General features: G+C 50.7%; 30 protein-coding genes and 1 pseudogene. 21 read left to right on the top strand and 10 right to left on the bottom strand.

The window, feature by feature from the left end; all coding sequences use genetic code 11:
* Positions 1 to 106 precede the first annotated feature (106 nt).
* The 9 genes from OCV63_RS16260 to OCV63_RS16220 form a co-directional block, all read right to left on the bottom strand.
* Positions 107 to 682, bottom strand: coding sequence for a CvpA family protein (locus OCV63_RS16260; RefSeq protein WP_262670931.1), 576 nt, complete (start codon positions 680 to 682; stop codon positions 107 to 109).
* A gap of 110 nt (positions 683 to 792) precedes the next feature.
* Positions 793 to 2,016: a DUF5711 family protein gene (locus tag OCV63_RS16255; protein WP_158365294.1), complete on the bottom strand. Its 1,224-nt coding sequence runs from the start codon at positions 2,014 to 2,016 to the stop codon at positions 793 to 795.
* Between the two features lie 93 nt (positions 2,017 to 2,109).
* Complete coding sequence (locus tag OCV63_RS16250) at positions 2,110 to 3,375, bottom strand: LysM peptidoglycan-binding domain-containing protein (protein WP_158365293.1); 1,266 nt, start codon at positions 3,373 to 3,375, stop codon at positions 2,110 to 2,112.
* Between the two features lie 219 nt (positions 3,376 to 3,594).
* A complete protein-coding gene (locus OCV63_RS16245) occupies positions 3,595 to 4,536 on the bottom strand; it encodes a transketolase family protein (protein ID WP_158365292.1) in 942 nt (313 codons plus the stop codon).
* Complete coding sequence (locus OCV63_RS16240; protein WP_158365291.1) at positions 4,524 to 5,360, bottom strand: transketolase; 837 nt, start codon at positions 5,358 to 5,360, stop codon at positions 4,524 to 4,526. Before OCV63_RS16240 ends, OCV63_RS16245 begins: the two co-directional genes overlap by 13 nt.
* A gap of 126 nt (positions 5,361 to 5,486) precedes the next feature.
* Positions 5,487 to 6,083, bottom strand: coding sequence for a recombination mediator RecR (recR, locus tag OCV63_RS16235; protein ID WP_158365290.1), 597 nt, complete (start codon positions 6,081 to 6,083; stop codon positions 5,487 to 5,489).
* Positions 6,083 to 6,433 (bottom strand): YbaB/EbfC family nucleoid-associated protein, encoded by a 351-nt coding sequence (locus OCV63_RS16230; RefSeq protein WP_158365289.1) that lies wholly within the window; start codon positions 6,431 to 6,433, stop codon positions 6,083 to 6,085. Before OCV63_RS16230 ends, recR begins: the two co-directional genes overlap by 1 nt.
* 14 nt (positions 6,434 to 6,447) lie before the next feature.
* Entirely contained in the window at positions 6,448 to 8,043 is a 1,596-nt protein-coding gene (dnaX, locus tag OCV63_RS16225) for a DNA polymerase III subunit gamma/tau (protein WP_158365288.1), read from the bottom strand.
* A gap of 161 nt (positions 8,044 to 8,204) precedes the next feature.
* Positions 8,205 to 9,278, bottom strand: coding sequence for a 6-phosphofructokinase (locus tag OCV63_RS16220; RefSeq protein WP_158365287.1), 1,074 nt, complete (start codon positions 9,276 to 9,278; stop codon positions 8,205 to 8,207).
* Positions 9,279 to 9,848: 570 nt separating this feature from the next.
* Between OCV63_RS16220 and OCV63_RS16215 the strand changes: the two genes are divergently transcribed.
* The 16 genes from OCV63_RS16215 to OCV63_RS16140 all read left to right on the top strand — a co-directional run bounded on the left by OCV63_RS16215 (position 9,849) and on the right by OCV63_RS16140 (position 20,372).
* Positions 9,849 to 10,754 carry a DUF6017 domain-containing protein gene (locus OCV63_RS16215; protein WP_147594431.1) on the top strand — a complete coding sequence of 302 codons (906 nt, stop codon included), beginning with the start codon at positions 9,849 to 9,851 and terminating at the stop codon, positions 10,752 to 10,754.
* Between the two features lie 19 nt (positions 10,755 to 10,773).
* Positions 10,774 to 10,992 (top strand): DUF5348 domain-containing protein, encoded by a 219-nt coding sequence (locus OCV63_RS16210; protein ID WP_002610290.1) that lies wholly within the window; start codon positions 10,774 to 10,776, stop codon positions 10,990 to 10,992.
* An 82-nt stretch (positions 10,993 to 11,074) separates the two neighbouring features.
* On the top strand, positions 11,075 to 11,551 hold the full coding sequence (locus tag OCV63_RS16205; protein WP_002610294.1) for a PcfB family protein: 477 nt from the start codon (positions 11,075 to 11,077) through the stop codon (positions 11,549 to 11,551).
* Positions 11,548 to 13,335 carry a VirD4-like conjugal transfer protein, CD1115 family gene (locus tag OCV63_RS16200; RefSeq protein WP_158365286.1) on the top strand — a complete coding sequence of 596 codons (1,788 nt, stop codon included), beginning with the start codon at positions 11,548 to 11,550 and terminating at the stop codon, positions 13,333 to 13,335. The genes OCV63_RS16205 and OCV63_RS16200 overlap by 4 nt, the downstream gene beginning before the upstream one ends.
* Positions 13,328 to 13,495 (top strand): hypothetical protein, encoded by a 168-nt coding sequence (locus OCV63_RS16195; protein WP_002610319.1) that lies wholly within the window; start codon positions 13,328 to 13,330, stop codon positions 13,493 to 13,495. The genes OCV63_RS16200 and OCV63_RS16195 overlap by 8 nt, the downstream gene beginning before the upstream one ends.
* Positions 13,496 to 13,693: 198 nt before the next feature.
* On the top strand, positions 13,694 to 13,831 hold the full coding sequence (locus tag OCV63_RS16190; RefSeq protein WP_082409074.1) for a Maff2 family mobile element protein: 138 nt from the start codon (positions 13,694 to 13,696) through the stop codon (positions 13,829 to 13,831).
* A 193-nt stretch (positions 13,832 to 14,024) separates the two neighbouring features.
* Positions 14,025 to 14,384, top strand: a complete 360-nt coding sequence (locus OCV63_RS16185; protein ID WP_005937450.1) for a PadR family transcriptional regulator — start codon at positions 14,025 to 14,027, stop codon at positions 14,382 to 14,384.
* Positions 14,381 to 14,839: a DUF1700 domain-containing protein gene (locus OCV63_RS16180; RefSeq protein ID WP_005937453.1), complete on the top strand. Its 459-nt coding sequence runs from the start codon at positions 14,381 to 14,383 to the stop codon at positions 14,837 to 14,839. Before OCV63_RS16185 ends, OCV63_RS16180 begins: the two co-directional genes overlap by 4 nt.
* A gap of 2 nt (positions 14,840 to 14,841) precedes the next feature.
* Entirely contained in the window at positions 14,842 to 15,279 is a 438-nt protein-coding gene (locus OCV63_RS16175; protein WP_005937456.1) for a DUF6591 domain-containing protein, read from the top strand.
* Between the two features lie 11 nt (positions 15,280 to 15,290).
* Positions 15,291 to 15,554 carry a cysteine-rich KTR domain-containing protein gene (locus OCV63_RS16170; RefSeq protein ID WP_005937459.1) on the top strand — a complete coding sequence of 88 codons (264 nt, stop codon included), beginning with the start codon at positions 15,291 to 15,293 and terminating at the stop codon, positions 15,552 to 15,554.
* Between the two features lie 659 nt (positions 15,555 to 16,213).
* Complete coding sequence (locus tag OCV63_RS16165) at positions 16,214 to 16,612, top strand: plasmid mobilization protein (RefSeq protein WP_155115859.1); 399 nt, start codon at positions 16,214 to 16,216, stop codon at positions 16,610 to 16,612.
* Positions 16,584 to 18,218, top strand: coding sequence for a relaxase/mobilization nuclease domain-containing protein (locus OCV63_RS16160; RefSeq protein ID WP_044953233.1), 1,635 nt, complete (start codon positions 16,584 to 16,586; stop codon positions 18,216 to 18,218). The genes OCV63_RS16165 and OCV63_RS16160 overlap by 29 nt, the downstream gene beginning before the upstream one ends.
* A 186-nt stretch (positions 18,219 to 18,404) precedes the next feature.
* Entirely contained in the window at positions 18,405 to 18,596 is a 192-nt protein-coding gene (locus tag OCV63_RS16155) for a hypothetical protein (protein WP_005937470.1), read from the top strand.
* Positions 18,586 to 19,338, top strand: a complete 753-nt coding sequence (locus tag OCV63_RS16150) for a phage replisome organizer N-terminal domain-containing protein (RefSeq protein WP_158365285.1) — start codon at positions 18,586 to 18,588, stop codon at positions 19,336 to 19,338. Before OCV63_RS16155 ends, OCV63_RS16150 begins: the two co-directional genes overlap by 11 nt.
* Positions 19,335 to 20,162 (top strand): ATP-binding protein, encoded by an 828-nt coding sequence (locus tag OCV63_RS16145; protein ID WP_015528425.1) that lies wholly within the window; start codon positions 19,335 to 19,337, stop codon positions 20,160 to 20,162. The genes OCV63_RS16150 and OCV63_RS16145 overlap by 4 nt, the downstream gene beginning before the upstream one ends.
* A gap of 12 nt (positions 20,163 to 20,174) precedes the next feature.
* Positions 20,175 to 20,372, top strand: coding sequence for a transposon-encoded TnpW family protein (locus OCV63_RS16140; RefSeq protein ID WP_005939431.1), 198 nt, complete (start codon positions 20,175 to 20,177; stop codon positions 20,370 to 20,372).
* A 58-nt stretch (positions 20,373 to 20,430) separates the two neighbouring features.
* Here the strand turns inward: OCV63_RS16140 and OCV63_RS16135 are convergent, their stop codons facing one another.
* On the bottom strand, positions 20,431 to 20,925 hold the full coding sequence (locus OCV63_RS16135) for an AAA family ATPase (protein ID WP_173813709.1): 495 nt from the start codon (positions 20,923 to 20,925) through the stop codon (positions 20,431 to 20,433).
* A gap of 211 nt (positions 20,926 to 21,136) precedes the next feature.
* On the opposite strand from OCV63_RS16135, the gene OCV63_RS16130 reads away from it, so the two are divergent.
* The 5 genes and pseudogenes from OCV63_RS16130 to OCV63_RS16110 form a co-directional block, all read left to right on the top strand.
* Complete coding sequence (locus OCV63_RS16130; RefSeq protein WP_158365284.1) at positions 21,137 to 22,750, top strand: recombinase family protein; 1,614 nt, start codon at positions 21,137 to 21,139, stop codon at positions 22,748 to 22,750.
* Positions 22,750 to 22,932, top strand: a complete 183-nt coding sequence (locus tag OCV63_RS17815; RefSeq protein ID WP_470365371.1) for a Maff2 family mobile element protein — start codon at positions 22,750 to 22,752, stop codon at positions 22,930 to 22,932. The genes OCV63_RS16130 and OCV63_RS17815 overlap by 1 nt, the downstream gene beginning before the upstream one ends.
* A gap of 16 nt (positions 22,933 to 22,948) precedes the next feature.
* On the top strand, positions 22,949 to 23,818 hold the full coding sequence (locus OCV63_RS16120; protein WP_025581197.1) for a VirB6/TrbL-like conjugal transfer protein, CD1112 family: 870 nt from the start codon (positions 22,949 to 22,951) through the stop codon (positions 23,816 to 23,818).
* A gap of 21 nt (positions 23,819 to 23,839) precedes the next feature.
* Positions 23,840 to 24,244, top strand: coding sequence for a PrgI family protein (locus OCV63_RS16115; protein ID WP_003529188.1), 405 nt, complete (start codon positions 23,840 to 23,842; stop codon positions 24,242 to 24,244).
* Positions 24,192 to 25,000 (top strand): annotated as a pseudogene (locus OCV63_RS16110) (VirB4-like conjugal transfer ATPase, CD1110 family); the annotation flags it as partial. The gene OCV63_RS16115 and the pseudogene OCV63_RS16110, both read left to right, overlap by 53 nt.

Below are 25,000 nucleotides of genomic sequence, written 5' to 3'. Positions count from 1 at the left end.
ATGTCAACACCTTTTTTCGAAATTTTTAATATTTTTTCTAAAGAAGGTACAATTCCCGGCTACACATGGCTGAAAAAGTCTGTTTTCCCCTGGTTTTAAGCCATTTTTACAGGCCCAGCCAATTCAGGAGCAAATTGTTGCGATAGAGCCAGGACAGGATACTGCTCTGGGCGGTCATTTTCAGAAGCTGGCCTCCGGCCTGGGTGGAGGCGCAGACGGTGATGACCAGGAAAAAGATCCAGACCAGGACGACACCCTCGGCGAAGCCCAGCACCAGTCCGGCGGTCTTGTTCAGGCCATGGAGGATCGGCAGATGAGATACGATGCCCAGGGAGAACAGAATACCCCGGATCAGAACGCCTGCCAGGAGCAGCGCGATCAGAAACGCGGCCCATCGTAAAATCTCGTCTGCCAGATAGCCGCTGACCGCATTTTCCATGCCAAGGACACGCAAAGCGTCCAGAAGCTCGATGTCGCTTCCTTCTATCCTATTCTGCAGGAAATGATACAGGCCGGTGCTTTCTTTTAAAAAGGTATGGAGATACGGCGATACTACGGATGTGATAATCAGGGTCAGTACCAGGCTTAAAACGCCTACAATTTTCCGAATAAAGCCTTTGCGGTGTCCGTCCCATGCGGATAACAGGATAAATAAGCCTACTGCGGGCAGTAACCAGTTCATGATATTTATTTCTCCTTCGTTATGATAACAGAGCGCCCCGGCAGCTATTTTGCCGAGGCTCTTCTGCTTTTTCTTTATGACCATAGGATATTCGCAGCGCGCGCATCCTATTACTGCAATCGGATGGTTTCGGTCCGGTCCGAAAATACCAGAACGAATTTATTGTGTCCATTTCCTTTATATAAATCCGCGATGACACTGTCGAAGGAGCCCTTGTATTTCAGGACGCCTTTTTCATTGTAGATCTCGCACTCATTTTCATTATATAAGATCAGATATTTGCCCGACAGCTTTACCTGGCTGTATTCCAGGTCGGTCTTCCGGGACAGAATCTGCTTCCCGGACGTGTCGTAGAGGTTCACACGGTATCTGCCGGCCTCCTCCTCATTTTCCGCCGTGGTGTCTTCGCCCAGGGTCACAATTCCAACGCGGCTGTCGCCCCAGAAGACACTCTCGATCTCAGCGTCCAGTATAACGGTATTCTTCTCCTCTGGAATCTCCGCGCCCTCATAGTAGATAATTTCCTGATCGGATATGGCTGCGCAGATGGATTTCCCGATATAGCGGATACGGGGAATCACGGTGTCTGTATACACTTTGGAGGAAACGATTTTGTCGACGAAATTGCTGCCCACGGAGCCAAAATTATAGAAGACCACGCAGCTGGCCGCCGAACCCTCCTGCACCTGCAGATAGGATACCGCCAGCTTCGTCCCGTCCGGAGATAGGGCGATGGAAATGGGTTGGCCGGTCTCATCCAGACTGCACCGGGATTCCGCCAGCTTATTGCCCTCCTTATCATAGAGGTAAATCCAGGACACCGTGCTGTCGTTCAGCAGAATGGCCGTCACGCCCTGGGCGGACACGCTGATCTGCTGGATCGGAAGCAGGGTGCTGATCTCGGTGACCGCGCCCTGAGCGTCAAAGACATATACGATATTACCCTGCTGATCCGCCACGGCCACCGCACCCTCACAGATGTCCACCATAGGGTTCTGCATATTGTAGGTCTGGCTCCAGATGGCCTCATTTTGGGAATCGATACAGGAAATACCGTCCTTGCTGTATTTCAGAAGCTTGCCATTGTATTCTGTATACAGGGTATTGACCGTGCTGCTGTGCTCTACTGTAGATACGGTCTCGTAGGACGTGTAGGTCTTATTCTGGGAGCATATGCTGTACGCCAGAAAACCGCACAGGACGACCGCCGCGCCAATCAGGTATTTCGCGCCCCTTCCCGCCCGGTGCCGGAACAGTTTCTTCTTATAATCATCCATGCCTCCGTCCTGCTCCTGGTAGGGCGGCGTGCCATATAACTTCGTTATCTTTGCCATGGGCTATTATCCTTTGCACTTCTGTGGCAGTCCGGAATTCTTCTGTGTTTTTCCGGGCTGCGTCTCTTTTTATGCTATGATAGCACAGATCCACTAGGGAAGCAAAAGTTTTTGTCCCTCCAGTATCCGGTCGCTGTCCTCGATTCCGTTCAGGCTGCAGATGGCGTCTATCTCGTCGTCCCGTCCATAGACCTGGCGGCTGATTTTCAGGAGGGTGTCGCCCTTACGGACGGTGTAGCTCTCCGGAATGGTGATTGCCTCGTTAGAAGCTGCGGGTGCGGAAGCCGATTCCTGGGTGGACGGTTCACCTGAAGATTCGGACTGTGACTGTGTATCTGCACTGGCCGTTGACTCATCCGCTTCTGCGGTTTCCTGATTTTCCCCGCTCTCCTGAGGGGTTGTTTCCCCTTCTGCTGTTCCATTTTCTCCAGTCTCCCCGGAGTCCTCTGCCGACGTTGTTTTCTCTGCGCCCTCCGCCACGTCCGCATCTTCAGCCTGTCCCAGATCCGCATACGCAGACTGAAGCTCCGCATCCTGCTGCTCCAGGGAATTGGTCAGTTCCCGCAGGGATGTCTCCAGTCCTTCCATTTTCTCATAATTATTGATAAGAGTAATCCCGATGACCAGCACTACCATCACCAAAAAGGTGCTGGCCATGTACAGGAAGGTCAAGACCCGCTTCTGGCCGGACTGCTCCTTTTTCTCCTGCACAATGGTCCGAAAGCTCTTGATGGCCCGATCCTCGAAATGTTCCTTCTCGTCAATACTCTCGCCGTCCCCGGTCTCGATCATGTAACGCTGCATGGCTTCGTTCCGCTCATAAAAGATGGCGTAGCCCCGCTGGCGGGTCAGCCTGCCATTTTCATAAGCGAAAAAATCCGCCTCGACCTCGGCGGAATCCGATACCATCAGAACCTTGTCCACACCGCCGAAATAGTTTACATGAATCTTCAGAAGCTCCGATCCCAGCTCCATGGGATAGCCGGGCAGAGACAGATACCATCCCAGGATGTCCAGATCCGCAAAGTACTCTTTCATGGCTCCGTACACCTCTGCCCAGGTCTCGTCAGTAAAGGGAATGCCTGCTTCCGTATATTCCAGGTTTTTCAGGCCCACGGCACCACGGATAAACAGATAGGGAAGCCCGTCCATCCTCTCGGAATGGCCCAGTAAAATCGCCACCCGGCTGTTCAGCGTCTCCTCGCCTGCCAGCCGCCGCAGATAGGTAATCACATAATCTTCTATATATATTTTACGTCTGTCCTCCGGATCGCCTATCTGGCGCACATTTTTCGGCAGCTCAATTTTACGCTCCGGCCCCGTCTCTTTCGCATTTTCTCTGTAAACGAACTCAATCATACACTCACCTCATTACCGCTGGTTTTGCTCATTTTCTGCATGGTAACACAGGACGGGCGCGAGGTGTGGCGGATGGTGTCGAGAAAATCGGAATTTTTTTCGACAGTCTGGAAATAGAATCCCGCCTGCGGCGGGTCGCATAAGCGTTTCCTATAGAGTAAAAAAGGCAGACGTCTTTGTGGACGTCTGCCTCTCTCAGCTTATGCTATTATTTTTTACTTATTTCAGCCAGTCTTTGATCTGCTCGTATACACCAGCGCCATCCAGCTTGTACTTCTCAAGCAGCTTTACTGCCGGGCCGGATTCGCCGAATACGTCGTATACGCCGATCTTCTTTACCGGAGTCGGAAGCTTCTCACTAAGTACATCGCAAACTGCGCTGCCAAGGCCGCCGATGACAGAATGCTCTTCTGCAGTTACTACCTTGCCAGTCTTCTTTGCGGACTTCAGGATGATCTCCTCGTCCAGCGGCTTGATGGTGTGGATATTGATTACCTCTGCGGAAACGCCCTCTGCAGCCAGCTTCTCAGCCGCTTCCAGAGCGCTGTTTACACAAAGTCCTGTAGCTACGATAGTAAGGTCTGTACCCTCTCTTAAGAGGATACCCTTTCCAATCTCAAACTTATAGTTTGCCTCATCATTAAATACCGGAACAGCCAGTCTGCCGAAACGCAGGTAAACCGGTCCCTCGTACTCGGCTGCTGCCTTTACGGCTGCTCTTGCTTCCACGTCGTCTGCCGGGTTGATGACTACCATGCCCGGGATTGTACGCATCAGGGCGATATCCTCGTTACACTGATGGGTAGCTCCATCCTCACCTACGGAGATTCCTGCATGAGTAGCAGCAATCTTTACATTCAGATGGGGATATCCTACGGAGTTACGAACCTGCTCAAATGCACGTCCTGCCGCGAACATCGCGAAGCTGCTGCAGAACGGAATCTTACCTGTGGTAGCAAGGCCTGCCGCGATACCTACCATATTGCCCTCTGCGATACCACAGTCGAAGAAACGATCCGGGTATGCTTTCTTAAATACGCCTGTCTTGGTTGCGCCGGCAAGGTCAGCATCCAGTACCAGAACGTTCGGATTCTCAGCGCCAAGCTCCTTCAGCGCATTACCATAGCTTTCTCTTGTTGCGACCTTCTTTACTTCTGACATAATGCTTCACCTACCTTCTCCAAATCTGCCATTGCGATTGCATACTGCTCATCGTTCGGAGCAGAACCATGCCATCCTGCGTTGTTCTCCATGAAAGAAACGCCCTTGCCCTTTACTGTCTTCATGATGATAGCTGTGGGCTGACCCTTGATGGTCTTTGCTTCGTTCAGAGCCATACGGATCTCATCGAAGTTGTGACCGTCAATGTTGATTACATGGAAGTTGAACGCTTTGAATTTATCATCGATGGGATACGGGGAGTTTACCTCGCCGATAGGTCCGTCGATCTGAAGATTGTTGTTATCTACAATGACGCACAGGTTGTCCAGATGCTTCGCGCCTGCGAACATGGAAGCCTCCCAAACCTGGCCCTCCTGGATCTCGCCGTCGCCCAGCAGTGTGTATACACGATAGCTGTCGCCGGATACCTTTGCGGAAAGTGCCATACCAACTGCTGCGGAGATTCCCTGTCCCAGAGATCCGCTGGACATATCAAGACCCGGTGTGTGCTGCATACAGGGATGTCCCTGAAGATGTGAGCCTACGTGTCTTAAGGTAACCAGATCCTCCTTCGGGAAGAATCCTCTCTCAGCCAGAACGGAGTACAGACCCGGAGCTGTATGTCCCTTGGAAAGTACAAAACGGTCTCTGTCTGCCTTCTTCGGATCCTTCGGATCAATGTTCATCTCTTCAAAATACAGATATGTAAACATGTCTGCTGCTGACAGAGATCCGCCCGGATGTCCGGACTTTGCGCTGTGAACGGCAGTAACGATGTCCTTGCGGACTTCATTTGCCGTCTTCTGGAGTTCTAAATTCGTCATGTTTGTCCCACCTTTATTTTATTTTTGAAAATTAAATTTTGCTTCTTTTAGTATACAGACACTTTCAGATCTGGTCAAGCCGTTCTTTGTGAATTTCCGTCAGTTCTTGTCTGAAATTCAGCATTTTTACAGCTCCACCCGTCCCTCCAGTGCCCGGAGCAGCGTCACCTCGTCGATATATTCCAAATCGCCGCCCACCGGTACGCCGCTGGCAATCCGGCTGACCCTGATTCCGGTCGGCTTGATGAGCTTGCTGATGTACATGGCTGTGGTCTCGCCCTCCAGGCTGGAGTTGGTGGCGATGATAACCTCGTCCACGTCGCCCTGGAGTCTCGTCATCAGCTCCTTCAGCTTGATATCCGCCGGACCGATTCCCAGCATCGGGGAAATGGCCCCATGGAGCACATGATAGACGCCGTCGTATTTCCCGGTTTTCTCATAAGCGGCCAGATCCCGGGTATTCTCCACCACCATAATCACCTTATGGTTCCGCTTAGGATTGGCGCAAATGGGGCAGAGCTCCTGATCCGTCATGGTAAAGCATTCTTTACAGTAACGGACATTTTTCTTTGCGCTTATAATGGAATCCGACAGTGCCTGTACCTTCTCCAGAGGCATATTGACGATATGAAAGGCCAGCCGCTGGGCTGTCTTGCCGCCGATTCCCGGAAGACTCGACAGCTGCTCGATTAATTTACTGATTTGACTGCTGTAATAGTCCATTAGAACGGAAAGCCTCCGCCAAGACCGCCGGTCAGGCCGGACATCATGGACGCGGAATCCTCTTCCTGCTGGCGCAGCACCTGATTTACTGCGATCTGGATCATTTCTTCCAGAGTCTCCACATCCTCGGGATCAATAGCATCCGGATCGATGGTCACTTTTGTGATCTCTTTCTTCCCGGTCATCTTGATCTCGACTGCTCCGCCGCCTGCTGCCGCGGTGTACTCCTTCTCGTCCAGAGCCTTCTGATTTTCCTCCATCTGGCGCTGCATCTTCTGAGCCTGCTTCATCAGGTTGTTCATGTTGCCGGGCATGCCCATTCCTCCCGGAAATCCACCTCTTTTTGCCATTTTTTTACTCCTCCTTATTCGTCTTCGAATTCTATTTCTGTATGAATGACCTGTTCGATGTCAATTGCTCCCACTTCTGCGTGGGGGTCATTTTCCATACAGGCTACCAGAATCTCCATATCCTTTCCGGTATCCTGTAAGATCACATTTTTAATCTCCTGAATGTGACGGGTCTCCTTCAGGAAAGCCTCGCCGGTGGGCGTGGCCGCGATGATGCCAAGCTTCCCGTCGCCGACTGCTTTCAGCTGCGCGTCCTTTAAGTAGGTGCGCAGGAGCGGGTGCAGGCGGTTCAGCACGTTGTGCCAATTCTTTACCACATTCTGTACGTCTTCGGGCAGGGACTTGGGCGCGGGAGGCGCAGGCACAGGTTTCTTCAGCTCTGCCGGGGCACTTGCGGGTGCTCCATTTTGCCAGCCGCCTCCGTAGGAAATGGCTCCGCTTTCCAGCTCTTCCATCTTCGCCTCGAACTCCTGTTCCAGCACGCGGATGCGATCCAGGAGCACGTCTGTGTTCGTCTCCATGGCGGGACGGCACAGCTTGATAAAAGCTACCTCCACCAACACCCGCTTCTGGGACGCATAGCGGATCTGCCCGCCCAGCTCCGAGAAAATACGGATGTAACGCATCAGGGTGTCGTCCTCGATCTGCAGGGCCTCTTCTTTCAGGCGGGCCAGATTCTCGGTGGAGACATCCAGAATGTCTTCCAGATTGTCATTGCTTTTTAACAAAAGCAGATTGCGCAGATACCAGGTGAAATCGCTCACGAACTGCCCCAGCTCCCGGCCCTGGATCACCAGCTCCTCAATTTCCGCCATGACGCCGGGCAAATTCCGTTCCAGCGTCATTCGCAGAAGCTTGCTGTAAACTTCGGTATCCACGGCTCCCAGCACGTCCAGGACGTGGTCGTAGGTCAGCTTCTGATTCAGATAAAAGGCAATACACTGATCCAGAAGGCTTAAGGCGTCTCGCATGGAGCCGTCCGCGGCCTTTGCGATATAGCGCAGGGCCTTCTCCTCGGTCTCCACGCCCTCTTTTTCCGTCAGCTCCTGAAGTCTGGCGGTGATGGTATCCGCCGTGATGCGCCGGAAATCGTACCGCTGGCACCGGGACAGAATCGTCACCGGAATCTTGTGGGCCTCTGTGGTCGCCAGAATAAAGATGACATAGGAGGGCGGCTCCTCCAGAGTCTTTAGCAATGCGTTAAAGGCTCCGATGGAGAGCATATGCACCTCGTCGATGATGTAGACCTTGTATTTACCCTCGGTGGGCGAGTAGGCTACCTCGTCGCGGATCTCTCGGATGTTGTCTACGCCGTTGTTGGAGGCTGCGTCGATCTCTATCACATTCATGGAAGTGCCTGCCGCTATAGAGCGGCAGGCCGCGCACGTTCCGCAGGGATTACCATCCACCGGATGTTCGCAGTTCACCGCCCGGGCGAAAATCTTCGCCACGGTGGTCTTGCCGGTACCCCGGGTACCGCAAAACAGGTAGGCATGTCCGATTCTGTCTGCATTGATTTGATTTTTCAGTGTGGTTACAATGTGATCCTGTCCCCGGACGTCACCAAACTCGGTGGGTCGGAACTTCCGGTAGAGGGCCATATACGACATGTGTTTCTTCCCCTTTGTAACTGTTCAGTTCCTGACCAGTTACAATGCAAAATCCATGAAAATCGGCTTCGCCGATGGGATTTTGCACTCCTGAATCATTTTCTTACGCCTTCAGCAGCAAGTGCTTCAGGCTGTAATGAACAGTTATTATTCTTTCTATTTTAATCTCCGAAGCTGATGCCGATCATCTTCGCTTCAGATATGATGGAAGAATTCGGGTCTACAAACTTCAGCTTGCCTGCAGACTCCTCCAGCGGGATCCGCTGGCATTCCCCATTAACAATACCAATCATGTATCCATAAGCGTCGTCTACGATGGCCTGTGCAGCCGCTGCGCCCAGTCTGGTGGACAGAACCCGGTCGTAGGGGCAGGGACTTCCGCCGCGCTGGGTGTGGCCCGGAACGGTGACGCGGACCTCGGTGCCCAGACGCTTGGTCAGCTGATCCGCGATCTCATAGGACACGGTCGGATACTTGTAGGTCTCCATGAATTTCTTCAAATCCTTCTTGCTCATTTCCGCACGTTCCTTGGGAATCGCACCCTCGGCTACAGCCAGGATAGTGAAGCCCTTCTTCTGCTTGTTGCGGGCTTCAATGGCCTTACAGATACTGTCGATGCTGTAGGGAATCTCCGGGATCAGGATGATGTCCGCGCCTCCGGCGATACCTGCGTGCAGGGTCAGCTGGCCTACCTTATGTCCCATGACCTCCACGATGAATACACGGCCGTGGGAAGCCGCTGTGGTGTGGATGCAGTCGATACACTGGGTAGCGATATCCACCGCGCTCTGGAAGCCAAAGGTCATATCGGTGCCCCAGATATCGTTGTCGATGGTCTTCGGCATGTGGATGATATTCAGACCCTCTTCCCGCAGAAGGTTCGCGGTCTTCTGGGTTCCGTTGCCGCCCAGGATCACCAGGCAGTCCAGACGCAGCTTGTGATAGGTGTGCTTCATGGCCTCCACCTTATCAAGGCCGTTCTCGTCCGGTACCCGCATCATTTTAAAGGGCTGGCGGGAGCTTCCCAGGATGGTTCCGCCCTTGGTCAGGATTCCCGAAAAATCTCTCGGGGTCAGCATCCGGTAATTTCCGTAAATCAGGCCCTTATAGCCTTCTTCAAAGCCGTAAAGCTCTACCTCGTCCAGTGCGTTGCATACACCCTTTACGATTCCGCGCATGGTCGCGTTCAGTGCCTGGCAATCTCCACCGCTGGTCAGCATTCCGATTCTTTTCATATTGCACGCCTCCATATATTTAATTTGCGCGCCATGCATCTGTAGTGTGTGCTCCGATGCTGAGGGTGCATGGCAATACTTATGGTTAGTTTAGCATAGATTGGGGATTCTCACAAGGGGTTGAGACGGATCGCCCGGGCAGATTTTTATGCCAATTTTTCGAAGAAAAATTTTGATTATCCCGAAAAACCCTTGAAATACAAGCACATTCGCAGGATTTCAGATTGATTTTACTACCAATTTACTACTTTTAACGGATTGCGCCTTGATATGCCGGAACATCTTGCGAGCATGAAACAACCCAATACAAACGCGACGCACTGGCGGCGCGGCACGTCGGCAATCACACAATTTCATATAGCACCGCACTGGCGGCGTTACCTTATCCCAACCGGGAAACAAGGAACGCCGCTATTTTTTTACCCTCATGTTACGCAGTAGGGGCAAAAAGAGTCTTGCTACACAAGGCTTTGCGGGTACGGTTTTCACAGGGTAAGGGATTGATACCTAAACCCTTAAAATCGCTGTTCTACCGCGTAACAAATATGCAGCAAAGGAGTTGATGAAGCTATGGCAGTTTTCCGCGTGGAGAGAAACACAGGATATACGGTTATGAGCAACCACCATTTACGCAACAAAGAACTTTCCCTAAAGGCAAAAGGGCTGTTATCGCAAATGCTGTCCTTGCCGGAGGATTGGGACTATACCCTTGCGGGACTGTCCTATATCAACCGGGAAAAAATCGACGCTATCCGCGAAGCTGTCCGGGATCTTGAAAGAGCCGGATATATTCAGCGTTCAAGGGAGCGCGACGAGAAAGGACGCTTGCGGGGAACTGATTACATCATCTATGAGCAGCCGCCTAACTTGGATTTACCTACATTGGAAAATCCAACATTGGGAAATCCAACATTGGAAAATCCTACGCAGGAAAAACCTACGTTGGAAAATCCAATGCAATTAAATAAAGATATACAAAAGACTGACTTACCAAAAAAAGAAAAATCAAATACGGATTTATCAAGTAACCATTCCATTCCTATCCTTTCCCCTAACCCCTCTCCTTTGAGGGAAGAAACGGCAGAGCCGGAACGGAAAGGAACGGAAGCGGCAGACGCATACAGCGTGTATGAGGAAATCATCAAGGACAATATCGAGTATGAGCATTTTATCAAGCATACCAACATTGACAGGGAACGCTTGGACGAGATTGTGTCCCTTATCCTTGAAACTGTCTGCACCAAACGAAAGACAATTCGTATCGCCGGGGACGATTATCCGGCAGAGCTTGTCAAAGCAAAGTTTATGAAGCTGAACAGCAGCCACATTGAATTTGTCTTTGACTGCATGAAAGAGAACACCACGAAAATCCGTAACATCAAGCAATATCTGAAAGCGGTACTTTTCAACGCGCCCAACACCATTGACAGCTATTACACCGCCCTTGTCAACCACGATATGTACGGCGGCTATTAAAAAACAGGAGGATTTTAATATGACACAGAAAACAGGAGCTTTGATTTTTGATGAAACGGCAGACCGTTACGACATTCGCTTTGACCTTAACGACTACTACGGAGGATTGCATTGTGGGGATTGCCTTGAAGTGTTTGTACGCGGCAAATGGAAGCCGACCCGCATGGAGTACGGGGACAACTGGTATCTTGTCGGTGTGAGGGCTTCGGATTTGAACGGGCTGCGGGTGCGTATCTAAAGGCGGCATGAAAAATGTACGCCTTATTTTTATGCCCCGAAGCGGCACACCACCCTAACCAAACTATGAAAGGAGGGATTTCATGCAAGATGAAGTCAATGAAAAAGTCGTGTCTTTAGCAATCAAAACATCTAAGCTGACCGCCGAAGTGCTGCAAAAGGCTATGAAAGCCCTGCTTGCCAAAGGCAAAGGGCAGCTAACCAAAGCCCCGCATGGGAAAATCACTATGCGGCAGCTTATGAAGCAGGGAGAAAAGGTTTCCAACATTGAGATTACCGACCAAAATATCAAAGCCTTTGACCCTATCGCAAGGAAAAGCGGGCTTGATTACAACGTCAAGAAGATTGAGAACGGCAAGCCGCCGACCTATCTTGTGTCTTTTAAGGGCAAGGATATTGACGTTATGACCGAAGCGTTCCGGGAATTTACCGCAAAGAAATTAGGCAGGGATAAAAAGCCCTCTATCCGCAAGCTGCTTTCCACTCTGAAAGACAAGGCGGCAGCTCTGAACGCACAGAAGGACAAAGTGAAGAAAAAGGACAGGGAGGTATCGCTATGAAGCCGGAACTTAAAAAGCTGCTTATCCTAAATGCCCCCTATCTGCTCTTTGTCTATCTCTTTGACAAAATCGGACAAGCGGTACGCCTTGCGCCGGGGGCTGACCTTTCCGGCAAGGTGCTTTCCCTTGCAGACGGCTTTTCCGCTGCCTTTGCAACCCCGCTTCCGAGCCTTGCCCCTATGGATTTGCTTATCGGTATTGTGGGGGCTGTCCTTATCCGGCTTATGGTGTACTTCAAAGGCAAGAACGCGAAGAAATACCGAAAAGGTATCGAATACGGTTCAGCCCGTTGGGGCAACGCCGAAGATATAAAGCCCTATACCGACCCGGTATTTCAAAATAACGTGCTTCTGACACAGACGGAACGGCTTACCATGAACAGCCGCCCGAAGCAGCCGAAGTATGCAAGGAATAAAAATATCCTTGTTATCGGGGGAAGCGGCAGCGGCAAGACGAGATTTTTTGTGAAGCCCAACTTAATGCAAATGCACTCAAGCTACGTTGTAACTGACCCGAAAGGTACGGTTTTAGTCGAGTGTGGGAAGCTCTTACAGCGCGGCGGGTATCGGATAAAGGTGCTGAACACGATAAATTTTAAGAAATCCATGCGTTATAATCCCTTTGCCTATATCCGCAGCGAAAAAGACATTTTGAAACTGGTAAATACCTTGATTGCCAACACCAAAGGGGACAGGGAAAAAGCCGGGGAGGATTTTTGGGTAAAATCGGAACGGCTCTTTTACTGCGCCCTTATCGGCTACATTTGGTACGAAGCCCCGGAGGAAGAAAAGAACTTCACGACGCTGCTTGAAATGATAAATGCCAGTGAAGCCCGCGAGGACGACCCGGAATTTCAGTCCCCCGTTGACCTCATGTTTGAACGGTTGGAGGAAAAAGACCCGGAACACTTTGCCGTCCGGCAGTACAAGAAATTCCTGTTATCTGCGGGAAAGACACGAAGCTCTATTCTCATTTCCTGCGGTGCGCGGCTTGCCCCTTTTGACATTAAGGAGCTGCGCGACCTTATGGAAACCGACGAAATGGAGCTTGACACCATAGGCGACCGCAAGACCGCCCTGTTTGTTATCATCAGCGACACCGACGATACTTTTAACTTTGTCGTGAGTATTCTTTACACGCAGCTTTTCAATCTGCTTTGCGACAAGGCAGATGATGAATACGGCGGCAGGCTGCCCGTCCATGTGCGCTGTCTGTTAGACGAGTTTGCAAATATCGGGCAGATACCGAAGTTTGAAAAGCTCATAGCCACCATACGAAGCCGGGAAATCTCCGCGTCGATTATCTTACAGTCGCAAAGCCAGTTAAAGGCAATCTATAAGGACAACGCCGATACCATAGTCGGCAACTGCGACACCACCCTTTTCTTGGGCGGCAAGGAGAAAACCACCCTCAAAGAAATGTCGGAAATCTTGGGGAAAGAAACCATTGACAGCTTCAACACTTCCGAGAACCGGGGGCGCGAGGTATCGCATGGGCTGAACTATCAGAAGTTAGGCAAGCAGCTTATGACGGAAGATGAAATAGCGGTTATGGACGGCGGGAAATGTATTTTACAGCTACGAGGGGTGCGCCCGTTCTTCTCTGATAAGTACGACATTACAAAGCACCCCAACTATAAATATCTTTCCGACTATGACAAGAAAAATACTTTTGATATGGAAAAGCATTTAAGGCGCAGACCCGCCCTTGTGAAGCCGGACGAAGTATTTGACTACTACGAAATCAGCGAAAGCGATTTGCAGGAGGACACCGACCATGAATAGACGTATCAGAAAGAAAAAGGACAAGAAAATCACAGAAGCCATAAACGGGCTTGTTTCGATTGCTGAACGACGGGAACAGCAGCGGCAGGCTGCTATCCGGCAGTTTGTGAAACGGTGTGAAGCCCTGTATGAGCAGCAGCGAAAAGAAAGGAGGAATTGACGCAGTAACAAAGAAAAAGACAACTTGCATGATACGCGCCCCTACAAAAATTCCTATCGCCCACACTGACAACTGAATACCGCCGCGCAGCAGACATTTAGGCAGCGCGGGGACTTATGACCGCGGCAGTTTGAAAACTGACCGCCGTTTTTTATGCCCTTTTACGGGCAAGCCGCATTTGCGGCAGAAAGGAGTTTTATGGAATTTTTCAACAGCGCAATCGGCGTATTACAGACTTTGGTTATCGCTCTTGGAGCAGGACTTGGCATTTGGGGCGTTATCAATCTGTTAGAGGGATATGGTAACGACAATCCGGGCGCGAATGCTCATGGTTAATAAAGAAGCACAACAAAACAGGACAAGGACAGTCAGCCCCGCCGCTATTCCGAGCAAGGCAAATTATAGGGTAAAGTCTAAAAAGCATTTGTAACATTTCTATAAACTCTATTGACTTGAACACCTCCGGGAGTTATAATATGTTTTGCTATTTAGGAACGCTAAATAGCAAAACTAAAGTGAGGTAGAGAGTATGGATAACAGGTATGTGCAGCAATTCAAAAAAGGCTCTCTTGAAATGATACTTTTGTGCTTGATCGGACGCAAAGAAACCTACGGCTATGAAATCATTACAGAGCTAAATAACAGCGCGTCCGTTTTGGGCTATGCAAAAGAGGGAACGATTTACCCTATTCTGTATCGTTTGCAGGAAGCCGAGTTAATCCAATGCCGATTAGCCCCGGCAGCGGCAAATGGCGGATCAAAAAAATACTACTCCCTTACCCATAAGGGCAGAGAGGTATTAGACGAGCTGATTTTATTTTGGGCGAGCTATGAAAGTTGTGTAAATGGCTTTATTGCCACCTATCAAACAGCGGAGGTATCAGAATGAAAGAGCAATACATTAAGCAAGTGGAAAAGGAATTGAGTTTAACACGCAAAGCAAAAAAAGAGGTCGTGCGTGATCTGAATGAAGTCTTTGCTTCTGCGTTGGAGCATGGCGAAACGGAACAACAGGTAATCGAACGGTTAGGCACTCCCAAAGAGTTTGCAGAGAATACCGCCGAGCAGTTAGGCATTGACAGCGCAGCACCGCAGAAACGGAAAGGGATTATTTCGAGCGTTGCAGCCCTTGTCGTTGCCGTTGCAGCGTTTGTGATTTACGCCACTACCCAATCCGGGAAAGTGCCGGACGGGGCAATCGGACAAGCAGACGCAATGACAAACATTCAAGTTGAGGGAGCTTTTGGATTTGACGCTTCACAAATCATTTTGGCAGTCGGTGTAATCGCGGTTACAATCGCAATCATTCAGATTATCCGAACCGTCCGCAAAAACAGGAGGTAGCTATGAAAAAATTTGTTTCAATAATCGCTATTTTACTTATGCTTTCTTTGGCTGCCTGTTCCAATCAAGATACGCCGTCCGCTGCGGATAATCCAAGCAATACACAAACAGAAAGCAATACCATGCTTGACGCGGGTGTATGGCCTGTGAATGAATACACCGAGGGGCTTCCCGTCCCGTCCGGTACGGTCGGTTGGGCTATGCTTGATACGGAACATGAGAATTGCAGTATCAGTATTGTGGATATAAGCGAAACCGACTATAACGACTATTTAGAGCTTTTGAAGCAAGAGGGGTTTTCTATAATAGAGGAAGTGTCGGAAGAAATTGAGGGACAGGACTATGTTTCTATCGGTACGCTTTTGTCAAATGGCGAAAAGGGATTGAGTATCAGCTACATTCCCGATAACTTCACAATTTACATTTCTTTCCTTAAATAATGAAAATTAAAATGATTAAATCGCCTGATAGGTGGGTGCTTTGCCCTATTTGTGGAAATAAAACACGAACAAAGATACGCCCCGATACAATACTTGAAAATTTCCCTCTGTTCTGTCCGAAATGCAAACAAGAAACACTAATCAGCGCAAAAGATTTGAATGTAGCTGTAATCCCACAACAAATAGCGGAATCAGCCGGAGCAGTCAACGGTCAAGATGAACGGCGTATAAATGCGCCGCCGTTGACAGCCCTGCCTGTTTCCGCTGATGGGTAATCAAGGGAGCGACAGACTAAAGTGCTGTCGCTCCCCTCACATTATGGAAATGAAAATTGAATATCGACCAAGCTGCAACGCCACAGATTTTTTGAAAGTCCGTGGCGTTTTTTTTGCGCCCATTTTTGGCAGACCGCACATTCCTGTTGTTGTAGAAAGTGACGGGGAAATTTGCCCAAAACGGTCTTGCGTACCGTAGTAGTGATGAAAAGAATACCGCAGCCATTTGGAAGAAAGGTATGGGGCTACCGTAGTAGTGATGAAGAAATCCAAGGGAGCGTTTGGCATTTTCCATTTCCGTCCGTAGAAGAAAGCAAAACCACAGCGGGCAGGACACGCCACCGCAATCGCTATATTGACGGAAACAAGCCAAGCCGCCCCCTGCGGATTGCCGCAAAGTCAGCCGTAGAGGAAAGCGGCAGTTTCTTAGAGCAAGATTCTACCACGGTGCCAAAATCCGCATATCTGCGGTTTTGCCCCTGCGGTAAATCTTGTTGGGGAGTGCCTTCCCCAAACCCTGCTATGCGGCTTGCGCCGCAAAAAATCTTCCGAAACCGTTTGGCAATTTTGCTTTTTTGGTGGTGTGGGTAGTAAAAGGGGCAGCTTGCCTTTTTCAGACCACCACGCCGGAATACCACGCACAGAAAGGAGTGATACCCATAGCCAAGAGATACAACACGCCCCACCGCAGCCATGTAGTCAAGACCCGCATGACCGAGGAAGAATACGCCGACTTCACCGGGCGGCTGGAGCATTACGACATCAGCCAAGCCGAGTTTATCCGGCAAGCCATAACACGGGCTACCATTCGCCCCGTTGTTACCATTTCCCCGGTCAATGATGAACTGCTTGCCGCCGTTGGGAAGTTGACCGCCGAATACGGGAAAATCGGCGGCAACCTCAACCAGATCGCCCGCGCCCTCAACGAGTACGGCACACCCTACAACGCACTATCCGGCGAGGTACGGGCAGCCATAGCCGACCTTGCCGCCTTGAAGTTTGAAGTCTTGCGAAAGGTAGGTGAAGCGGTTGGCAACATTCAAACATATCAGCTCTAAAAATGCCGACTACGGCGCAGCCGAGCAGTATTTGACCTTTGAGCATGACGAGTTTACCATGCGCCCCACCCTTGATGAAACCGGGCGGCTTGTTCCCCGCGAGGACTATCGGCTTGCCACTTTGAACTGCGGCGGCGAGGATTTTGCCGTTGCCTGTATGCGCTCCAATCTCCGCTATGGCAAAAACCAAAAGCGGGAAGATGTGAAAAGCCACCACTATATCATTTCCTTTGACCCACGGGACGGGACAGACAACGGATTGACCGTTGACCGGGCGCAGGAGTTGGGCGAGAGATTTTGTAAAGCACACTTCCCCGGACACCAAGCCATTGTCTGCACCCACCCGGACGGACACAACCACAGCGGCAATATCCATGTGCATATCGTCATTAACAGTCTGCGGATTGAGGAAGTACCCTTGCTGCCCTACATGGACAGACCGGCAGATACAAAAGCCGGGTGCAAGCACCGCTGCACCGACGCAGCTATGGAGTATTTCAAAGCCGAAGTCATGGAGATGTGCCACTGGGAAAACCTCTATCAGATTGACCTCTTGCATGGGAGCAAAAACCGGGTGACGGAGCGTGAATACTGGGCGCAGCGGAAAGGGCAAGCCAAGCTGGACAGGCAGGCCGCAGCACAAGCCGCCGCTTTACCCGCCGGGGAGCAACCGCCCAAGCCCACCAAGTTTGAAACGGACAAGGAAAAGTTGCGGCAGATTATCCGAGCCGCCCTGTCCTCTGCTACCAGCTATGACGAGTTTTCCGCTTTACTTCTCCGGCAGGGCGTGACTGTCAAGGAGAGCCGGGGGCGATTGTCCTACCTCACGCCGGAGCGCACCAAGCCCATCACCGCCCGGAAGCTGGGGGACGGTTTTGACCGCACCGCCGTACTTGCCCTTTTGGAGCAGAACGCCCACAGAGCCGCCGAAAAAGCCGCAGCCATACCCGAATACACCCGCACTATCCGGGAGCGATTACAGCAGGGAAAAACAGCGAAAACCGCCCCGAAACAGGGCGCTATCCAGCGCATGGTTGACCGGGAAGCCAAGCGAGCCGAGGGGAAAGGCGTGGGCTATGACCGCTGGGCGGCTGTCCACAACCTCAAACAGATGGCGGCTACCGTTGCCGCCTATGAGCAGTACGGCTTTACTTCCCCGGAGCAGCTTGACGCAGCCATTACCGCCGCTTATGCGGATCTCCATGACAGCACCGCAGAACTGAAAACCCTTGAAGCGGCGTTGCAGGACAAAAAGGAGTTGCAGGGCTATGTCCTGCGCTATGCCAAGACCAAAGATGTGCGGGACGGATTGAAAGCGCAGAAATCGGACAAGGCAAGAGCTGCCTACCGACAGAAGCACGAAAGCGACTTTATCATAGCGGACGCAGCCGCCCGGTACTTCCGGGAGCATGGCATAAAGAAGCTGCCAACCTACAAATCCCTGCAAGCCGAGATTGAGCAGCTAACCGCCGACAAGAACGCCCGGTACAACGATTACCGGGAGAAAAAAGAGCGTGTCCGGGAGTTGCAGACGGTCAAGGGCAATATCGACCAGATGATGAGGGGCGCACCGAGCCAGCAGAAAAGGCACGAACATGACCGATAAACACCGCCCCGAAATGATACCGAAACCATACAAAAACAGGGGTATGCCCTGCACCCTACCCGCAATACCACCCGGCATTTTCAAGGGGCTTACAGGGCAGAAAATCCCCGAAAATGACACCGGGAATATACAGATTTACCGCCTATCCTGCTACACCGCAGGAAACGGCAGAAAGGAGCGTCACCCATGCCACGCATGAGCAAGAAGCGGCGGCTTGAATGGTCTTTCTTCCTCAACCACCGCAACCGTATCACCTACAACGACCTATGCCGGGGCTGTACCCACGACTGCAAGCAGAGTTTCCGGGCTATCGTGGTACTCTGCCCCCGGTATTACTCCAAACGCTGGAAAAAGGAGGACACCGCCAATGTCAGATAACCGCAAATATTACTACCTCAAGCTGAAAGAGAACTACTTTGACGAGGACGCTATCGTGCTGCTGGAAAGTATGCAGGACGGTATCTTGTACTCCAATATCCTCTTGAAGCTGTACTTAAAATCGCTGAAGAACGGCGGGAAGTTGCAGCTTGACGAGAATATCCCCTACACGGCGCAGATGATTGCCACCATTACCCGGCAGCAAGTCGGCACAGTAGAGCGTGCTTTACAGATTTTCTTGAAGCTGGGGCTTGTAGAGCCGCTGCAAAACGGCGCACTCTACATGAGCAATATTGAACTGCTGATAGGGCAATCTTCCACCGAGGGGGAGCGCAAGCGCAGGGCAAGGCTTGAACTGCAAAAAGCCCTGCCAAAGCATGGTGCGGACAAATGTCCACCATATCAAGCGGACATTTGTCCACCAGAGATAGAGATAGAGAAAGAGATAGATATAGAGTTAGAGAAAGAGAGAGAGGGAGATATAGGACACCCCGCCCCCGCCGCCTATGGCAGATACAGCAATGTTTTCCTGTCTGATACAGAACTTGCGGAACTGCAAGAGGAATTACCCGGCAAATGGGAGTTTTATATTGACCGTCTTTCCGGCTATATCGCTTCCACCGGGAAGAAATACCGAAACCACGCTGCCACAATCCGCAGATGGGCGGCAGACGATACCGCAAAGGCAGCCCCGAAACAGGGCATACCCGATTACACCTACAAGGAGGGACAGAGCTTATGACGAATGATTTTGAAAAGGTTTTCGATACCGCAGCCGAGCCGCAGGACTACACCGGGGAGGACGGGCTTTTGTACTGCGGCAGTTGCCGGACACCGAAAGAAGCATATTTCCCGGCAGATAAAGCCGCCCTGTTCGGGCGTGACCGCCACCCGGCAGAGTGTGACTGCCAGCGGGCGAAACGGTTAGAGCGTGAAGCCGCCGAGCAGCGCAGGAAACACCTTGACACCGTAGAGGACTTGAAACGCCGGGGATTTACCGACAGCAAAATGCGGGAATGGACTTTTGCCAATGACAACGGCAAATGCCCCCAAATGGGAATGGCGCACAGCTATGTGGAGCGTTGGGAGCAGATGAAAGAGGGCAACCACGGCTTGCTGCTATGGGGCAAGGTAGGCACAGGGAAAAGCTATTTTGCCGGGTGCATTGCAAACGCCCTTATGGAGCAGGAAATCCCCGTCCGCATGACAAACTTTGCCCTTATCCTCAATGACCTTGCCGCCAGCTTCGAGGGGCGCAACGAGTACATTGACCGGCTTTGCCGCTACCCCCTGCTTATCATTGACGATTTTGGAATGGAACGGGGGACGGAGTACGGTTTGGAGCAAGTCTACAATGTGATTGACAGCAGATACCGCAGCGGCAAGCCGCTGATCGTCACCACCAACCACACGCCGGATATGCTGGAAAACCCGCAGGACACCGCCCACGCCCGTATCTATGACAGACTGATTGAAATGTGTTCCCCTGTCTGCTTCACGGCAAAGAATTTCCGAAAGGAAGCCGCAAAAGCCAAGCTGGACAGGCTGAAAGAACTGCTGAAATGAAAGGAGTTGCCTATGACCGATAAAAAGCACCGCACCGCCAGCCCCACAGACCGCCGCCCGGATTGCGTGACGGAAACCCGCATGGGTAACACCGTCCTCATTGTTTCCGGCTTTTTCAAGAAAGACACCACCGCCACCGCAGCCGACAAGATGATGAAAGTGCTGGAAGCGGAAACCGCAGCCGCACCAAAGCCGCCCTATACTGCATGAGCCGGGGGTATGAGAAAAGCGGTCATGCCGGGGAGCATGACCGCTGGAATGGGAGTGATTATAACGCCGCTATTTCATCTGCTATCTGATTTGGCGAACTGTTAGAAACATCAATCCTTTTTGTATATAACAGTCGGTACTTCGGAAGATATGAAATGCTTTTTTCAATAATTGATGGCAAACGAACACCCTGCTCTATATCTTTGCGCAGTCTTTCGCTCAATACATCAGGGTCACAAACCAAGGAAACGCAATAAACCTTGCAATCTTTATGGTCTAACCTTGATAGAATGTCGTCAATTATACTCTGTTCGTGCATTACCCAACAAAAAATGATGTTGTCATATGCAGAACAATGAATGAAGTTGTTAAGCAAATGACTAATGTTATCTATAACCATAATTTTTGTTTCTTCTGTAACTTGAAATGGGTCAGAATCCCAGCACCAATCGCCATCAAGGAAAACGCTGTTTGATAATTTTGTTTTTAAGATTTGTGCTACTGTTGTTTTTCCAACACCCATTGCCCCGCCGATTAAATATATTTTCTTCATGTGGCTATTCTCCCGCTTAATAATTGCTTTGACAAAAGTATAGCACAGAAGTATGAACTTTTCTACCGCTTGTGTGACATGACAAGCCTTTTTTGAAAAATCGTCATTATGACAGGCGATAAAGAAGCAGAAACCACTATACAGACCGCCGCCCCGTATGGTACAATCTTTGTACGGAATAGCGGGGCGGCTGTCGGAAATGGAGGAAACCATGATTAGACAGACCACCCAATTAGCACCCGTTACCGCCCTTTACGCAAGATTGAGTAAAGATGATGAATTGCAGGGCGAGAGCAATTCCATATCCAACCAAAAGCGCATTTTGGAAACCTATGCCCGTGACAATGGATTTTTGAACTACCGTTTTTTCGTTGACGACGGATGGAGTGGGGCGAACTTCCAAAGACCCGGCTTTATGGAAATGATGGATTGCGTGGAGAATGGCGAGGTAAAATGCGTCATTACCAAAGACCTATCCCGCATGGGGAGGAACTACCTGCAAGTCGGAATGTTTACGGAAATCACTTTCCCCAAGAAAGGCGTCCGCTTTATCGCCATCAATGACGGAGTGGACAGCGCACAGGGCGACAACGACCTAACGCCGCTAAAAAATCTTTTTAACGAATGGATGGTGAGAGACACGAGCAGGAAAATCAAGGCAGTTTTCAGAAGCAAGGGCATGAGCGGCAAGCCCATTACCAGCCAGCCCGTCTATGGCTACTTAAAAGGCGAGGACGGACGCTTTATCATTGACGAGGAAGCCGCCCCGGTAGTCAAGCAGATATTCAGCTTGTGCCTTGCCGGGAACGGCCCGACCAAAATCGCCCGTATGCTCACCGAGCAGGAAATCCCCACGCCGGGGACGCTGGAATACCGCAGGACGGGCAGCACCCGCCGCTACTACCCCGATTACCCGTACAGATGGGCGACAAATACCGTTGTCCATATCCTTGAACGCAAGGAGTATCTGGGGCATACGGTAAACTTCAAGACCGAGAAAATCTCCTACAAAGTGAAGTCCAGCGTAGAAAACCCGGAGGAAAAGCAAGCGGTATTCGAGAACACCCATGAGCCGATTATCGACCTTGCCACATGGGAACGGGTGCAGGAGTTACGCAAGCAGCGCAAACGCCCCAACCGCTATGATGAAGTGGGCTTGTTCTCCGGCTTGCTGTTCTGCGCCGACTGCGGCAGCGTCCTCTACCAGCAGAGGTATGAGAACAAGACAAGGCGGCAGGACTGCTACATCTGCGGGAACTACAAGAAGCGTGTCAAGGACTGTACGGCGCACTTTATCCGCACCGACCTTTTGACAGCGGGAGTGACCGCCAATCTGCGGAAAGTGACCGACTATGCGGCAAGGCACGAAAAGCAGTTTATGAAGCTGCTGATCGAGCAGAACGAGGACGGGGGCAAGCGCAGAAATGCCGCCAAGAAAAAGGAACTGGACGCAGCCGAGAAGCGCATAGCCGAGTTGTCCGCTATCTTCAAGCGGCTTTATGAGGACAGCGTGACCGGGCGCATTTCTGATGAACGGTTTGCGGAGTTGTCGGCAGACTATGAAGCCGAGCAGCGGCAGCTTAAAGAGAGAGCCGCCGAACTGCAAGGGGAACTTGCAAAGGCGCAGGAAGCCACGGTAAACGCCGAGAAGTTTATGAACATTGTCCGCAAGTACACCAGCTTTGAGGAACTTACCCCTACCCTGCTGCGGGAGTTTATCGAGAAAATCGTAGTGCATGAGTGCAGCTATGACGAGAACAAAAACCGCAGGCAGGAAATTGAAATCTATTATTCTTTTGTCGGCAAGGTAGACTTGCCCGAATAATGCCCGACCTGTCCGGCACAATGCGCAAGTGCCGGATAGGAACGGCAAAAAATTTTACACTTCTATTGCTTCTTTATATTACACAACCAAAATCACAGGGCATTAAGCAGCTCATGGCGGGCGGCGGCGTTGCCCTTATCGGCACTATCCTTGTACCTCTGCTTTCCGGCTTGTTCGGTTAAGCGCGGGTAGCTGCCTATGCAGAGCATACTTGACGCGATTAACGAATGGATAAAGGAAATCCTTATCGGAGCGATAAACGGTAATCTGTCAACTATGTTCGGGGACGTAAACGAAAAAGTCGGGACTATCGCAAACGAGGTAGGACAGACCCCGCAGGGTTGGAACGCAAATATTTTCAGCATGATACAGACCCTTTCTGAAAATGTAATCGTTCCGATTGCGGGGCTTGTCATTACCTATGTCCTATGCTACGAGCTAATCAGCATGGTAACGGAAAAGAACAATATGCACGACATAGAAACATTCATGTTCTTTAAGTGGATATTCAAAGCCTTTGTCGCGGTGTTTATCGTAACCAACACGTTCAACATCACAATGGCGGTCTTTGATATGGCGCAGCATATCGTTTCCGGCGCAGCGGGGGTTATCGGCGGCGATACGAATATCGACGTTGCCGAAGCCCTTGCCACCATGCAGGAGGGGCTTGAAGATATGGAAATCCCCGAACTGCTCTTACTTGTGCTTGAAACAAGCCTTGTAAGCCTTTGCATGAAAATCATGTCCGTACTGATAACCGTTATCCTCTACGGCAGAATGATAGAGATTTACCTTTACTGTTCGGTATCGCCTATTCCATTTGCGACCATGACCAACAGAGAATGGGGACAGATTGGAAACAACTACCTAAAAGGGCTGTTCGCTCTTGGTTTTCAAGGCTTCCTCATTATGATATGTGTCGGTATTTACGCCGTACTGGTAAACGATATGATAATCGCAGACAATCTGCACAGCGCGGTATTTTCCCTTGCCGCCTATACGGTTATCCTCTGTTTTTCCCTGTTCAAATCCGGCACACTGGCAAAATCCATATTCAACGCCCACTAAGGGCAGAAAGGAGGTATTTTCTTGGCGTATGTACCTGTACCCAAAGACCTTTCCAAAGTCAAAACAAAAGTCGCTTTCAATCTGACAAAGCGGCAAATCGTTTGTTTTGCGGCGGCTCTCTTAATCGGACTGCCGCTGTTTTTTTTGCTCAAAGGCAGCGCAGGGACAAACCTTGCGGCTATGGCGATGATTGTCGTCATGCTCCCCTGTTTCCTGCTTGCCATGTATGAAAAACATGGGCAGCCCCTTGAAGTGGTGGTAAGAAATGTCGTTCAGACAAAGTTTACCCGCCCAAAGGAGCGACCTTACAGAACCGAAAACCTATACGCTGTCTTGGAAAAGCAGCGAAAACTTGAAAAGGAGGTATCAGCGATTGTCAAAAGGACAAACAAAAAAGACGCGGGAAGCCGCAGGAAACAGGCGTAAGCTGACCCGCGCCGAAAAGAAACAGATTGCCGAAGCTATCCGAAAGGCAAAGGGGGACGGCAAAGCCCGCACCGCACAGCAGACCATTCCTTACCTTGCCATGTACCCGGACGGTATCTGCAAGGTTACGGAAAAGAGATATTCAAAGTGCGTCGTGTTCGAGGACATCAATTATCAGCTTGCACAGGCAGACGATAAGACCGCCATTTTTGAAAACTGGTGCGATTTCCTCAACTACTTTGACGCGAGCGTGAGCGTGCAGCTTTCTTTCATCAATCAAGGGACGCAGCGGGAACAGGCAGAAAAAGCTATCACTATCCCGGCACAGGAGGACGCTTTTAACTCTATCCGCACCGAGTATTCGGATATGCTGAAAAATCAGCTTAGTAAAGGCAACAACGGGCTTGTGAAGCACAAATACATTACCTTTACCGTTGAAGCCGATAACAAGGCGGCTGCAAAATCAAGACTTTCCCGTATCGAAACCGACGTGTTTAACAATTTCAAGGTGCTTGGCGTAACCGCCCGCCCCTTATCCGGCTATGAACGCTTAAAGGTGCTGCATGGGGTATTCCACCCGGAGGGCGAGCCGTTCTCCTTTTCCTTTGACTGGCTTACCCCGTCGGGGCTGTCTACAAAGGATTTTATCGCCCCGTCCTCTTTCCGTTTTGGCGAGGGCAGATATTTCCGCATGGGGAAGAAAATCGGCGCGGCGAGCTTCCTTGAAATCCTTGCGCCGGAGCTTAACGACCGTAT

Source organism: Laedolimicola ammoniilytica (genome assembly GCF_025567165.1).
Classification (GTDB): Bacteria; Bacillota; Clostridia; order Lachnospirales; family Lachnospiraceae; genus Laedolimicola; species Laedolimicola ammoniilytica.
The sequence above is the reverse complement of the archived record's forward strand: the minus strand, read 5'-3'. Positions and strand labels throughout refer to the sequence as shown.

What these genes read in the sequence shown, in the direction of transcription:
- OCV63_RS16180 (WP_005937453.1), top strand. Translation starts at nt 14,381, where the DNA reads ATGAAAGAGCAATACATTAAGCAAGTGGAAAAGGAATTGAGTTTAACA.
- OCV63_RS16250 (WP_158365293.1), bottom strand. Translation starts at nt 3,375, where the DNA reads ATGATTGAGTTCGTTTACAGAGAAAATGCGAAAGAGACGGGGCCGGAG.
- OCV63_RS16210 (WP_002610290.1), top strand. Translation starts at nt 10,774, where the DNA reads ATGACACAGAAAACAGGAGCTTTGATTTTTGATGAAACGGCAGACCGT.
- OCV63_RS16215 (WP_147594431.1), top strand. Translation starts at nt 9,849, where the DNA reads ATGGCAGTTTTCCGCGTGGAGAGAAACACAGGATATACGGTTATGAGC.
- OCV63_RS16135 (WP_173813709.1), bottom strand. Translation starts at nt 20,925, where the DNA reads ATGAAGAAAATATATTTAATCGGCGGGGCAATGGGTGTTGGAAAAACA.
- recR (WP_158365290.1), bottom strand. Translation starts at nt 6,083, where the DNA reads ATGGACTATTACAGCAGTCAAATCAGTAAATTAATCGAGCAGCTGTCG.
- OCV63_RS16260 (WP_262670931.1), bottom strand. Translation starts at nt 682, where the DNA reads ATGAACTGGTTACTGCCCGCAGTAGGCTTATTTATCCTGTTATCCGCA.
- OCV63_RS16155 (WP_005937470.1), top strand. Translation starts at nt 18,405, where the DNA reads ATGCCACGCATGAGCAAGAAGCGGCGGCTTGAATGGTCTTTCTTCCTC.
- OCV63_RS16245 (WP_158365292.1), bottom strand. Translation starts at nt 4,536, where the DNA reads ATGTCAGAAGTAAAGAAGGTCGCAACAAGAGAAAGCTATGGTAATGCG.
- OCV63_RS16120 (WP_025581197.1), top strand. Translation starts at nt 22,949, where the DNA reads ATGCAGAGCATACTTGACGCGATTAACGAATGGATAAAGGAAATCCTT.
- dnaX (WP_158365288.1), bottom strand. Translation starts at nt 8,043, where the DNA reads ATGTCGTATATGGCCCTCTACCGGAAGTTCCGACCCACCGAGTTTGGT.
- OCV63_RS16145 (WP_015528425.1), top strand. Translation starts at nt 19,335, where the DNA reads ATGACGAATGATTTTGAAAAGGTTTTCGATACCGCAGCCGAGCCGCAG.
- OCV63_RS16175 (WP_005937456.1), top strand. Translation starts at nt 14,842, where the DNA reads ATGAAAAAATTTGTTTCAATAATCGCTATTTTACTTATGCTTTCTTTG.
- OCV63_RS16185 (WP_005937450.1), top strand. Translation starts at nt 14,025, where the DNA reads ATGGATAACAGGTATGTGCAGCAATTCAAAAAAGGCTCTCTTGAAATG.
- OCV63_RS16230 (WP_158365289.1), bottom strand. Translation starts at nt 6,433, where the DNA reads ATGGCAAAAAGAGGTGGATTTCCGGGAGGAATGGGCATGCCCGGCAAC.
- OCV63_RS16140 (WP_005939431.1), top strand. Translation starts at nt 20,175, where the DNA reads ATGACCGATAAAAAGCACCGCACCGCCAGCCCCACAGACCGCCGCCCG.
- OCV63_RS16220 (WP_158365287.1), bottom strand. Translation starts at nt 9,278, where the DNA reads ATGAAAAGAATCGGAATGCTGACCAGCGGTGGAGATTGCCAGGCACTG.
- OCV63_RS16190 (WP_082409074.1), top strand. Translation starts at nt 13,694, where the DNA reads ATGGAATTTTTCAACAGCGCAATCGGCGTATTACAGACTTTGGTTATC.
- OCV63_RS16195 (WP_002610319.1), top strand. Translation starts at nt 13,328, where the DNA reads ATGAATAGACGTATCAGAAAGAAAAAGGACAAGAAAATCACAGAAGCC.
- OCV63_RS17815 (WP_470365371.1), top strand. Translation starts at nt 22,750, where the DNA reads ATGCCCGACCTGTCCGGCACAATGCGCAAGTGCCGGATAGGAACGGCA.
- OCV63_RS16255 (WP_158365294.1), bottom strand. Translation starts at nt 2,016, where the DNA reads ATGGCAAAGATAACGAAGTTATATGGCACGCCGCCCTACCAGGAGCAG.
- OCV63_RS16205 (WP_002610294.1), top strand. Translation starts at nt 11,075, where the DNA reads ATGCAAGATGAAGTCAATGAAAAAGTCGTGTCTTTAGCAATCAAAACA.
- OCV63_RS16150 (WP_158365285.1), top strand. Translation starts at nt 18,586, where the DNA reads ATGTCAGATAACCGCAAATATTACTACCTCAAGCTGAAAGAGAACTAC.
- OCV63_RS16200 (WP_158365286.1), top strand. Translation starts at nt 11,548, where the DNA reads ATGAAGCCGGAACTTAAAAAGCTGCTTATCCTAAATGCCCCCTATCTG.
- OCV63_RS16130 (WP_158365284.1), top strand. Translation starts at nt 21,137, where the DNA reads ATGATTAGACAGACCACCCAATTAGCACCCGTTACCGCCCTTTACGCA.
- OCV63_RS16170 (WP_005937459.1), top strand. Translation starts at nt 15,291, where the DNA reads ATGATTAAATCGCCTGATAGGTGGGTGCTTTGCCCTATTTGTGGAAAT.
- OCV63_RS16240 (WP_158365291.1), bottom strand. Translation starts at nt 5,360, where the DNA reads ATGACGAATTTAGAACTCCAGAAGACGGCAAATGAAGTCCGCAAGGAC.